Genomic DNA, 12,789 nt, shown 5'->3' with positions numbered 1-12,789 from the left:
TTAAAATTGTCTGTTTCTAATTTCGGTTGTTTTAGCAAAATAAAAAAAGACAGTTTAGGATTACATATTGATTGATTTCTTAGATTTGTATAAGCGCCAAAAAACTTTTTATCATGCCAATAATTGAACAATCAAAATATAATTTTCCTTCGGTTATTTATCGCAACAGACATGTTTCTACTATTTATGCTGCTTTAATTAAGAAGTTCGATGTGCCTGATTATACAAGAGAAAAGCTTGAACTCAATGATGGCGATTTTATAAATATTGATTTTGCCCTAAACGATTCTAAAAAGGCAGTTATTCTTTGCCACGGTTTAGAAGGTGATTCCCGAAGAACATACAATAATAGCTGTGCAGCTTATTTTCTAAAAAAAGGCTTTTCAGTTTTTGCATGGAACAATCGTACCTGCGGAGGAGAAATGAACCGTCTTCCAAGACTATATCATCATGGTGCTGTTGATGATCTGGATGAGGTTGTTCAGTTTGTTTTGCGAAAAGGATTTGAAGATGTTTATTTGATAGGATATTCAATGGGTGGTGTTCAGCTTCTAAATTATTTAGGTTGGACAAAAATTGATAAACGAATAAAAGCTGCAGTTTCGATTTCAGTACCAACTCATATTGCAACAAGTGCTGAAGTACTCAAACAAGGTTTTAACCGCGTTTATTTAAAGAATTTTACAATAGACATTAAAAGAAAACTTAAGTACAAAGCGGCACAGTTTCCCGATTTTATAAATCGCGATCAGATTGATAAAATTACTTCTTTTGATGAAGTAGACCAATATTTTACAGCACCTTTACACGGTTTTGCCAGCCGTGACGATTATTACCATCGTGTTTCTCCAGAGTTTTCTCTTAAAAATATTACTACTCCGGTTTTAATTGTCAATTCACTTGACGATCCTTTTTTGGGTGAAAGATGTTATCCAAGAGCTATAGCAAAAGACAGTAGTTTTGTGTATCTGGAAACTCCAAAATATGGAGGTCATTGTGCTTTTCCGTTGCGTAATTCAACCTATTCCTATGCAGAGAAAAGAGCTTTTGAGTTTTTTCAATCTTATAACTTAAAGGATTAATAAATAGAACTATAAAATTAATGACCTCATTAATAGCATATTTTGCGAAATTTGGCTTTTCTGAAAATGATTTATCTGAATTTTTAAGCCATGTTAAAAAAAGAGATTTCGCAGCAGGCGACTTGATTTTGGCAAATGGTCAGTCCGAGAATTATTTATCTTTTATTCATTCCGGAATAGTTCGTTATTATGTAACTCCCAATGATAAAGAAATTACGTTTGATTTTGCCTTTACAAATTCATTTTACTGCGCTTATGATTCTTTTTACAGAAGAACAAAAACAGAAACCTATATTGAAGCATTAACCAATTGCGAGTTGTATTCGATTTCGTATGAAAGTTTGCAAAGTTTATATGAGAAATGTGAGACTGCAAAAAAAATTGGCAGAACTGCTACCGAATTTTTGCTTGACAGAAAAGTAAAAAGAGAACTGGATTTGTTGACTAAAACACCACAAGAAAGATACGAGCAGCTTTTAAAGGATCAGCCGAGATATATTGAAAAAATTCCACTCAAATATCTTGCTTCTTACATTGGCGTTGTGCCGGAAACTTTAAGCCGAATCCGAAAAAGAATTTCTTGACGAAAGTCAATTGTGAACTCATTTATTAAAAACAATTTTGTGTCATTATAAAAATAAAATTTGATACAAAATGAAAGTTACTATTACCCACATTGACACAGCTTGTGTTTTAATCAATATTAATGGTTTTAAAATTCTAACCGATCCGACTTTAGATAAGAAAGATCGCTTTTTTCCTCAGTATGTAAGTAGTCCATTAGCTTTTTCTAAAAAGTATATCGATCCTGCTTTTTCCGTAAAGGAAATAGGAGATGTAGATTTGGTATTATTAAGCCATGATCATCACAGTGATAATCTGGATAAAAAAGGAAGAGCTTTCATTAAAACAGTTCCATTAGTATTGTCTACAAAAGATGCTGAAAAGCGTTTGAAGAATCCAAATACAATTGGTCTCGAAAAATGGCAAGAGTACAACATTTCTACTGATAAAGTAAAACAGCTCAAAATAACTGCAATTCCGGCGCAACATACAAATATAAAAAGGCTGGACAAAATTATGGGACAAGTTATTGGTTTTACAATAGAATGGGAAGGACAGGTTGGAGGCTGTATTTATATTTCAGGAGATACCGTTTTCTTTGATGATCTTTATGAGTTGGAAAAGAAGAAAAATGTTGGTACAGCAATTCTGCATTTGGGAGCGGGGGCATTTCCTTATTTAAAAAAGAATTTGAGAGTTACCATGAATGGAGAAGAAGCGATTAAGCTTTCAAAACTTTTAAAAGCGGATACCGTTATTCCAATTCATTATAAAGGCTGGTGGCATTTTAAGGAATCGGTAGCATCATTAAAAAATGAAATTCACAAATCAGAAATAAATGATAAATTTTTATGGCTAGAAAGTGGTTTGGAGGTGGAATTAGATTACGAATAAATCTTTTTTAAGGAAACTGTCTTGTTTTAATCAACAACTATAAAAATAATCCTTCTTATTTTATAGAAAACTAATTCTCTCTTGCTGTAAAAGGCTTTTTTTCAATTTTTCCTTTAGAAATCTTTGTATAAAACTTCTATAATTAAGTTTAAAATTACAGATGCTGTATTTTTTGATACTGTTAATTGTCAAATTATACAGCAATTTCCTAATATGTTAGTATTCGCTTAAAAAAAGGGTAATATAGTATTAGCATATGGTAATATAGTCATTTTTGTTAACTCTAGTTTAACATAATTTTACAAGTGTTAAAAATACACTAACCAAATTGTTAAATTATGAAACCAGTCATGCAAGTTTTTAAAAGTACTGCAACGTCCTGTTATAGAGACAAGATGTTCTTTACAATTTTATTTCTGTTTGTTGCTTTTAGTTCTTTTTCGCAGCAAAAGATCAGCGGTACAATTACAGACAAAGATAACCTTCCACTTCCAGGGGTATCAGTTTTGGAGAAAAATACAACCAACGCAGTTACAAGTGATTTCGATGGTAAATTTGAAATTAATACTAAAGGAAATAACGCCATATTAGTTTTTTCTTATGTAGGATTAAAAAGTAAAGAAGTAAAATCTGATGGTAAGAAGCTTAAAGTAGTTCTAGAAGCTGATGTAAATGAATTAACAGAAGTAGTCTTAATCGGATACGGTTCGCAAAAGAAAGGAGATGTTACTAGTGCCATTGCTTCTGTAAAATCTGAAGACTTTGTTCAGGGAAATGTACGAGATGCGGCGCAGTTAATTCAAGGTAAAGTTGCCGGACTTAGCGTATCTGCACCTTCTGGAGATCCAACAGCAAGTTCTCAGATTCAATTGAGAGGATTCTCGTCTATTTCGGGCGGTAGTGATCCTTTAGTTTTAGTAGATGGAGTTCCGGGTAACTTAAATACAGTTGCTCCTGAGGATATTGCTTCTATTGATGTTCTTAAAGACGGATCTGCAACGGCAATTTACGGTACAAGAGGAACAAATGGAGTTATTATTATTACGACAAAAAGCGGAAGTTACAATTCTAAACCAACAATTGAATACAATGGATATTCTACAGTTTCTACAATAAGCAGAAAGATGAATTTCCTGGATGCTGGTCAGTTGAGAGAAAAAATGGCAGAAGGATATAAATTTATCGGAGCTAATAATGAGGACTTTGGAGCAAATACAGATTGGCTTGATGAAATTACGCGTACAGCCCTTAGTCAAACGCATAATTTATTATTCAGAGGCGGAAATGATGATACAAATATTAGTGCTTCAGTAAATTATAAAGGAGCTGAAGGAATATTCGAAAAATCAGACAATACAAGATTGACTGGAAGAGTAGATGTAGGTCATTCAATGTTTGATAAAAGATTAAAAACGAATATTGGATTTATAGCGAGCGAGCAGATTTATAACGCTTTAGGTGACGGAACCAGCTTCAACCCTTATATATACAGACAAGCGCTTATACGAAATCCTACTGAACCTGTAAAAGATGCAAACGGAAAATGGTATGAAAGAGATGTTTATTTCTATGATAACCCAGTAGGTTACATTGAAGAAACAATGGGAGAAAACAGAGCTAGAAATACTCGTTTTGATTTTAGCATGAGCTATGATTTTAATAAGTATTTTAAATTAAAAGGAGTTTATACCAGAAAAGGTAATTCAATCATGAGAGGGTTTTACCAAACAAAAAACCACGTTTCAACAGTAAAATACGGGCAGGATGGATTTGCTTCAAGAAGTGCAGAAGATTACCGCGGAAATTATGGTGAGTTTACATTAGACTACAAACAATCTTTTGGGAAACATAATTTCACAGCACTTGGAGGTTACAACTATGAAGATAACGTAACGGAAGGATTTTTTGCAACAAACAGACGTTTTCCTACTGATGCTTTCACATACAATAATATAGGTTCTGGTCAGGGGCTTCAACTTGGAGAAGCAGGAATGGGAAGTTATAAAAACTCTAATACGCTTATCGCATTCTTTGGACGTATGACGTATAGCTATGACAATAAGTATTTATTTATGGCTAGTATCAGACATGAGGGATCTTCTAGATTTGGAGAAGATAACAAATGGGGAAATTTCCCGGGAGTTTCTGCAGGATGGCGTGTTAATAATGAAGAATTTTTAAGCGATGTAAAATGGGTTAACAATTTAAAATTAAGAGCTGGTTTTGGTGTTACTGGAATTAATGCAGGACAGAATTATCAGTCATTAAGTGGGTTAACTTATGGTAACTATTTCTTAAATGACGGAAAATGGATTAGAGAATTGGTTCCAACAAGAAACGCAAACCCAGATTTAAAATGGGAGAAAAAAGAAGAGCTTAACTTTGGTTTAGATTTTGGATTTTTGGATGACCGTATTAGTGGTGCTATTGATTATTATAGCAGAAGAACAAAGGATGCTCTTATGGATTATAGTGTTCCGACACCACCTTATTTTTATGGAACAATTGCTGCAAATGCTGCCGAAATTACAAATTCAGGTTTAGAAATTTTATTAAATGTTATACCTGTAAAAACGGAGAACTTTTCATGGACTGCAAACCTGACGTTTTCTACTAATAAAAACAGAATTGTATCATTATCTAATGATAAGTTTCAGCTTACTAATGACTTTTTTGATACAGGATACACTGGAGAGCCAATCCAAATTTCAACACACCGTGTTCAGGAAGGACAGCCAATTGGTAACTTTTACGGTCTAAAAAGTGTAGATATTACTGATGATGGTATATGGATCATTGAAAAACCTGACGGAACTAGAATTCCGGCTACAGAAGCAACAACCGAAGATCGTCAGATTTTAGGAAACGGTTTGCCAACTTCTTACTACAGTATAAACAATACTGTGCGTTACAAAAATTGGGATATGAATGTGAATTTAAGAGGCGCAATGGATTATCAGATTTTGAACTTTTCAAGAATGTTTTATGAAAACCCAACAATTGCATACAATACTTTAGACTCTGCATATGATAAAGTTTATGGTAAAGCTGTTTTAAATGATGTTCAGCGTTATGTTAGCTATTACGTTGAAGATGGGGATTTCTTAAAAATCGATAATATTACGATAGGTTTTACACTTCCTAAAACAAGTTTAAAATTTATTCAGGCTTTAAGAATTTATGCTGCTGGTAACAATGTGGCTACTTTCACAAAATATAAAGGAATTGACCCTGAAGTAAACAGACAAGGATTAGATCCGGGGAATGATGACAGAGATAAATATCCTTCAACTAGATCATTTTCATTAGGGCTTAACATCACACTTTAAAAAATAAGAGACATGAAAAATTTATTTAATCAATTATCTTTCCTTAAAAAGAAGATTTTATACTTCGGCTTAATTATTATAGCTGGCCTTTCATTGTCTGGTTGTACAGACTTAAATGAAGAAGTATTTTCAGAAGTAACCGAATCAAATTTTGTCGCTTCACAATCAGATATCGTGGCAATCATGGCTTCGGCATATACACCTTTGAGATATGTTATGGATTGGCAAGGATTATTCGATGTTCAGGAAGAACCGGGCGATATGTTTGTTACACCAACAAGACCAAATGGATGGGACGATGGAGGAACTTACAAAAGAATGCATTTTCATGAATGGACAAAAACAGACTGGCAACCAAGAAATACATGGATAACATGTTTTAACGGAATCAATGCTGCAAACAGAGTTATGCTTCAAATGGAATCAGGAAATTTCCCTATTAGTGAAGAACAAAAAGTAGCTATTCTTGCAGAAATGAGAGCGGTAAGAGCATTGTATTATTCAATTTTGGTTGATACACATGGAAATGTGCCTATAATTCCTAATTATAGTGATCAATTACCGGTGCAAAATACAAGAGTGGAAGTATATAATTTTATAGTATCTGAATTAAATGAAGTAATTCCTCAATTGCCATCAAAAGTAGATAAGAGTACTTACGGGCGTATGACGCAATGGTCAGCTTATCATGTATTGGCAAGAGTGTACTTAAATGCAGAGGTTTATTCAGGAACTGCACAATGGCAAAAATGTATTGAAGCATGTGATAAAATCATTCAAAGTGGTTTGTTTAGAAAATCAGATTCATACAAAGCAATTTTTAGTGCAACAAACGAAACTAACCCTGAAATGGTTTTTGCAATACCTTATGACCAGAAATACGCTGGTGGTTTTAGTGCGCATATGAAGATGTTATTACCTGGTCATAGAAAAGTATTCGGAATGGAAACACAACCATGGGGAGGTTCAAGCTGTAATCCGCAATTTATTGATACGTATAATCCAAAAGATAACCGTTTGAAAGATACATGGCTTATGGGAAATCAATATAACGCTGAAAATGGTAATGTTGAATTTGTCTTGACTAAAGAAATGCCAAGTATCTATTCATGTGATGCAACACAAGGTTTCAGATGTGGAAAATACCAGATACAGACAGGTGCTACAGGAAGTCTTAATAATGATTTACCTTTCTTGAGATATACTGATGTTTTAATGATGAAAGCCGAATGTCTATTAAGAACAGGTCAAAGCGACGCAGCTGCTCAATTAGTAACTGAAGTAAGAACAAGATCTTTTGATAATCCTGCCGATGCTGTTGTTACAGGAGCAGAACTTCAACAAAACTCAGGGTTTAAATATGGTACATTGGCAGAAGACGGAACTATCGATCAACTTGGAGATCAATCAACAGTTCAGTACGGTAGATTCCTTGACGAACTAGGATGGGAATTTGCAGCTGAAGCAAGAAGAAGAACTGATATGATTCGTTTTGGAGTTTATCAGAAGAAAAATTGGTACAATCATGTTCCAAAAGGAGATTATACAACTCTTTTCCCAATTGGGTTAGAGGAGTTAAATACCAATAAAAATTTAAAACAAAATCCAGGATATTTATAATAAAATGGTTGAAAATTTACAAGTTGGTTACTTGTAATTATAAGTGTGTGAAAAGCTGTTCCTTCTTTTAGGAATGGCTTTTCATTTTAAAAATACCAAAGTATGAGATCAAAAATAAAAATAATCAAGTTTTGTATTTGTGTTGTTTTTTTTCAAACAGCAATTTATAGTCAGACAACAAGCAAGAGTGATAGCAAGAAAATAAAAATGAACTATTCGGTTGCTTTTGCAAATCCCGAATCTCATTATCTTGAAGTGGTTTTGGATTTTGAAAACCTGAAATCGGCTGAGACAAGTTTAATTTTGCCTGTCTGGACGCCGGGTTATTATCTAATTTTAGATACACCTAGATATATTGTCGATTTTGAAGCTTTAGATGCAAATGGAAATGCAATAAAATGGAAAAAGAAAACGAAAAACAATTGGGTTGTTGAAAACGGTAAATCTTCAAAAATCAAAGTGAAGTATAAAGTTTTTGCCAATAAAAAATCAGTTGCAGAATCTTATGTCGATGCTGAAAAAGCTTTCTTAATGCCAAACACTATTTTTATGCACGTTGAAAATGCGCTTGAAAATCCAGTAACACTCAGCATAAATCCATCTAAAAAGTGGGATAAAATTTCGACAGGATTACAAGCTGTTCCTGAAAACAAATTGACTTTTACAGCAAAAAATATTGATATTTTTTATGACAGTCCGATTTATTTGGGAAACCAAAAAATAATCCATTTTGAGCACGAAGGAAAATCTTATTCTTTAGGAATAGCTACGCCACAAGGATTAAATGAAGAGAAATTTACTTCAGATCTAAAAAAGATAATGACTGCCACAACTTCGCTTATGAAAAAAGTGCCATATGATTACTACAGTTATATCATGATGGAAGCGGGCGGAGGCGGCTTGGAACACTGGAATTCTCAAGCCATTTTTACAACAGGATCTTTCGATTTTAAATCAAATGAAGATTATACAGACTTTCTAAATTTTGTAACACACGAATATTTTCATCTTTACAATGTAAAAGCAATTCGTCCAATTGAGTTAGGGCCTTTCGATTACAATAAAGAAAATTACACTTCAATGTTATGGGTTTCTGAAGGTTTTACGGTTTACTACGAATATATCATTATGATGAAAGCTGGTTTGCTTGACGGAAAAGCAGCTCTAAAGTATATTACCGAATCCATAAAAAGATATGAAAATATCGAAGGCAGTAAACACATGTCTTTGTCCCGATCTAGTTTTGATATTTGGCTGAATTTTTTTAACCGTGAAAGCAATGCACAGCAAACCACAATATCGTATTACAATAAAGGGCCAATAATTGGTTTTTTATTGGATTTAGAAATCAGAAATAACACAAAAAATCAAAAATCATTAGACGATGTAATGCGCTATTTGTACAATGAATATTATGAAAAAAAACAAAGAGGTTTTACTGAAGCCGAATTTTGGCAAACCGCTGAACAAATGTCTGGAAAATCTTTAGCAGAAATAAAATCGTACGTAGAAACAGTAAACGAAATTGATTATCAAAAGTATATAAAATACGCCGGCTTACAAGTAGATTTAAGTCCAATAAATACCGATGTTAAAAAAGAGAATGTAATCGAACGAAGTTTTGAAATCAAAGAATTGCCTGAAGCTTCGGGGTTACAATTAGAAATCAGAAAATCTATTTTTAAATTGTAAAATAGTAGTGAATTGTTTTTCTCTCGCAGATTTGGCAGATTATACAGATTATATAGGCTAAATAATTAAAAATAAAATCTGCTCAATCTGCCAAATCTGCGAGAGAAAAAAAAATCAAAACTGCGCACGATAATGCGAAGGCGAAATCCCTTTCAACTCCTTAAACTTCCTGTTGAAATTCGCAATATCTTGAAATCCGCAAAGCTCAGAAATAGAAGCAATCGAAAGATCTTTTTTATGATGCAATAATTTACAGGCATTCTCAATTCTGATTTCAATCAAAAACTGAAAAAATGTTTTATTGGTACGTTTTTTAAAATATCGGCAAAAAGCATTTTTACTCATATTGGCCTTTTCGGCAACTTCATCGAGTGTAATATTTTGGTGGTAAAATTCAATAGCATATTCAAAAACGGCGCTCATTCTTCTTCCCTCATCATCAGTATATTTTTTCTTGTAGACAAAAGAAGAAAGTGGCGTTTTTTCAGAAGAAATTATAATGTTTATAATTTTTAAAAACGAAGCAATCCTTTGTATTTTATTCTGTTTTTTGAGCTTATTAAAATGATGAATAATTTTCTTCTGATTGGATAAAATTTTCATTCCATATTCAGATTCCTTAAAAAAATCTTCAACGCTGCTCATATCATTCAGACTAAAAAAATCTTTCCCAAAAGAAGTTTTAGTAAAAAACAAAGTCAACATAACAGATTCCGGACTTGCCTCAATATTACTTCGAAAAACATGTGGTACATTTTCGCCAATTACCAGAATATCATCCTCTTTATAATCATTTATCGAATCCCCGACAATTAGTGTTCCGGCACCTTTTAAAATATAACTTATCTGAATTTCTTCATGTTGGTGCAATTGATCATAAAATACCTGCTCAATGTCTTCCTGATAGATAAGTGCTTCTCTTTCGGTTTTTGGTATTTTAAATGGTAAGATTTTCAACGGATAGTTTTTTTTGGATATGTAAATATTAACAAAAAAATCAGATTATGCAACAGATGTGGTAATATAGTCCTGATATAGGTTAATAATGACCAAGACAGCCTTTTGTTTAAGTTTTATTTTTGATAAAAATTAAGATATTAAGATATGAAAATAAATTGGGATGGTGTAATGCCAGCTGTAACAACAAAGTTTACAGAAGAAGGTCAACTGGACCTCGTAATGTTCGAAAAGAATATTAAAGCACAAATTGCTGCCGGGGTTAATGGAATTATTTTAGGCGGAACACTTGGAGAAGCCAGCACTTTGACTAAAGAAGAAAAAGAGACTTTAATTACTACTTCTTTAAAATTAGTAGAAGGAAAAATTCCGGTTATTGTAAATATTGCTGAGCAAACAACAAGCGAAGCAATTGTATTTGCAAAACGTGCAGAAGAGTTAGGTGCAAATGGTTTGATGCTTTTGCCTCCAATGCGATACAAAGCAACAGATTACGAAACAGTTGTTTATTTTAAAGAAATTGCAAAAAGTACTTCATTGCCAATTATGATTTACAATAATCCAGTAGATTATAAAATTGAAGTAACACTAGATATGTTTGAAGAATTATTGAAACTTGATAATATTCAGGCAGTTAAAGAATCTACTAGAGATATTAGCAACGTAACAAGAATTAGAAATCGTTTTGGAAACCGATTAAAAGTGCTTTGTGGCGTTGATACTTTGGCTCTCGAAAGTATAGTGGCTGGAGCCGACGGATGGGTTGCAGGTTTAGTAGTTGCTTATCCGGAAGAGACGGTAGCTATTTATAAATTGGTAAAAGCAGGACGAATTGAAGAAGCTTTAGTAATTTACAGATGGTTTATGCCATTATTAGAGTTGGATATTTCTCCGCAATTGGTACAAAACATCAAGTTAGCTGAAGTTGCAACGGGACTTGGTACAGAAAATGTAAGAGCGCCAAGATTGCCTTTGCAAGGATCAGAAAGAGAACGTGTTTTATCAATCATTGATTTCGCAATGAAAAACAGACCCGCATTGCCGGATTATAAAGCTATATAATTAAATTTTAGAAGAAAGTGATGACTACAGGAAAAAATTATATTGGTGAATCCCTTTCTGCAAAAGGTAAAACAACATTTAAGACTATAAACCCGGAACTGAATCTGGAGAACGAAACTGTTTTTTATGAAGCAACAGAAGATGAAATTTCTGAAGCTGTACTTTTAGCAGAAGAAGCTTTTAAAACCTACGGAACAATTTCAGATATAAAGAAAGCAGAATTTCTAGAAGCTATTGCTGAAGAAATTGAATCTCTGGGTGAAGATTTATTAACAACTTACGTTAACGAATCGGGACTTCCGGCCGGAAGAGCAAATGGAGAACGCGGCAGAACTACCGGTCAATTAAGAGCATTTGCTACAATGTTGCGTGAAGGTTCTTGGGTTGAAGCGATTATCAATAAAACAGAAGGCAAACCAGATATTCGAAGAATACAGATTCCAATTGGGCCAGTAGCAGTATTTGGAGCTAGTAATTTTCCGCTGGCTTTTTCTACCGCAGGCGGAGATACAGCGAGCGCATTGGCTTCGGGTTGTCCTGTAGTTGTAAAATCGCATCCGCTTCATGCGGGAACTGGCGAATTGGTTGCTTCAGCTATTATAAAAGCAGCAAAAAGAACCGGAATGCCAAATGGTGTTTTCTCGAACTTAAACAGCGGCGGAATTGAAGTTGGGAAAACTTTGGTAGAACATCCGTCAATAAAAGGCGTTGGTTTTACAGGAAGCATTAAAGGAGGAACGGCACTTTGCAAAATTGCAGCCAATAGAGAAATTCCAATTCCGGTTTATGCAGAAATGGGAAGCATAAATCCTGTATTGATTTTACCATCGGCTTTACAGAATGAAGGCGAAAAATGGGCTAAAAATTATGCCGGATCTATCACGGCTGGTACAGGTCAGTTTTGTACCAATCCTGGACTTATTTTAGGTGTAGACAGTAAAGAATTAGAAAATTTTATTTCTATTTTAGCTTTAGAGATAGATAAATTAGAGCCAACCTGTATGCTGCATCCTGCAATTAAAAGTCAATACGAGAAACTCAAATCTGAAGTTCTTGAGCAACAGGATTATACACAGCTAACCAATTTAGATAAAGAAGTGAAGCCAAATTATGCATTGCAAAATGTAATTTCGGTGGACGGCAATACTTTCTTAAAAAATAAAACATTTCATAAAGAAGTTTTCGGACCTTTTTCTGTTGTAGTCAAATGTGATGATATTGAACAACTGAATAAAATTATTCAGGATTTGGAAGGGCAATTGACTGGAACAGTTTTAAATGCTGACTTAAAAGAATTCGAAGATTTTAAGGAAGTGATCGATAATCTTAAAAATAAAGTGGGAAGATTAGTTTTTAATAATGTCCCGACTGGAGTTGAGGTTTGTTCCGGAATGACGCATGGCGGACCTTTTCCTGCAAGTTCAGATGCTAAATTTACATCTGTAGGATTAATAGCGGTAAAAAGATGGGTGCGTCCGGTTACTTTTCAGGACTGGCCAGATCAGTTGCTGCCAAGTGCTCTGCAGGATTCAAATCCATTAAATATTAATAGAACTGTTAACGACATAATAACCAAAAATCCTATTTAA

The 12,789-nt window shown here is 33.6% G+C and carries 9 protein-coding genes; 8 read left to right on the top strand and 1 reads right to left on the bottom strand.

The window, feature by feature from the left end; genetic code table 11:
• Nucleotides 1-113 precede the first annotated feature (113 nt).
• The 6 genes from BD847_RS11420 to BD847_RS11395 all read left to right on the top strand — a co-directional run bounded on the left by BD847_RS11420 (nt 114) and on the right by BD847_RS11395 (nt 9,181).
• Entirely contained in the window at nt 114-1,082 is a 969-nt protein-coding gene (locus BD847_RS11420) for a YheT family hydrolase (RefSeq protein ID WP_115888414.1), read from the top strand.
• A 20-nt stretch (nt 1,083-1,102) separates the two neighbouring features.
• The gene (locus BD847_RS11415) at nt 1,103-1,666 is read left to right on the top strand and encodes a Crp/Fnr family transcriptional regulator (RefSeq protein WP_115888413.1); all 564 of its coding nucleotides are present in this window, start codon (nt 1,103-1,105) and stop codon (nt 1,664-1,666) included.
• Nucleotides 1,667-1,736: 70 nt separating this feature from the next.
• Entirely contained in the window at nt 1,737-2,540 is an 804-nt protein-coding gene (locus tag BD847_RS11410; RefSeq protein ID WP_115888412.1) for an MBL fold metallo-hydrolase, read from the top strand.
• A 338-nt stretch (nt 2,541-2,878) separates the two neighbouring features.
• The gene (locus BD847_RS11405) at nt 2,879-5,869 is read left to right on the top strand and encodes a SusC/RagA family TonB-linked outer membrane protein (RefSeq protein WP_115888411.1); all 2,991 of its coding nucleotides are present in this window, start codon (nt 2,879-2,881) and stop codon (nt 5,867-5,869) included.
• Nucleotides 5,870-5,881: 12 nt separating this feature from the next.
• Nucleotides 5,882-7,489 carry a RagB/SusD family nutrient uptake outer membrane protein gene (locus BD847_RS11400; RefSeq protein ID WP_115888410.1) on the top strand — a complete coding sequence of 536 codons (1,608 nt, stop codon included), beginning with the start codon at nt 5,882-5,884 and terminating at the stop codon, nt 7,487-7,489.
• 207 nt (nt 7,490-7,696) lie between these two features.
• On the top strand, nt 7,697-9,181 hold the full coding sequence (locus BD847_RS11395; protein ID WP_167443853.1) for a M61 family metallopeptidase: 1,485 nt from the start codon (nt 7,697-7,699) through the stop codon (nt 9,179-9,181).
• A 114-nt stretch (nt 9,182-9,295) separates the two neighbouring features.
• Here BD847_RS11395 and BD847_RS11390 read toward each other — a convergent pair whose 3' ends face one another.
• Complete coding sequence (locus BD847_RS11390) at nt 9,296-10,138, bottom strand: AraC family transcriptional regulator (RefSeq protein ID WP_115888408.1); 843 nt, start codon at nt 10,136-10,138, stop codon at nt 9,296-9,298.
• Nucleotides 10,139-10,285: 147 nt separating this feature from the next.
• On the opposite strand from BD847_RS11390, the gene BD847_RS11385 reads away from it, so the two are divergent.
• Together BD847_RS11385 and BD847_RS11380 are read left to right on the top strand one after the other, a co-directional pair.
• On the top strand, nt 10,286-11,200 hold the full coding sequence (locus BD847_RS11385) for a dihydrodipicolinate synthase family protein (protein WP_115888407.1): 915 nt from the start codon (nt 10,286-10,288) through the stop codon (nt 11,198-11,200).
• Nucleotides 11,201-11,220: 20 nt separating this feature from the next.
• Nucleotides 11,221-12,789, top strand: a complete 1,569-nt coding sequence (locus BD847_RS11380; protein ID WP_115888406.1) for an aldehyde dehydrogenase (NADP(+)) — start codon at nt 11,221-11,223, stop codon at nt 12,787-12,789.

The organism is Flavobacterium cutihirudinis (genome assembly GCF_003385895.1).
In the GTDB taxonomy this organism is placed as follows: domain Bacteria; phylum Bacteroidota; class Bacteroidia; order Flavobacteriales; family Flavobacteriaceae; genus Flavobacterium; species Flavobacterium cutihirudinis.
Note: the sequence above shows the minus strand (reverse complement) of the source record. Positions and strands in the feature narration are given on the sequence as shown.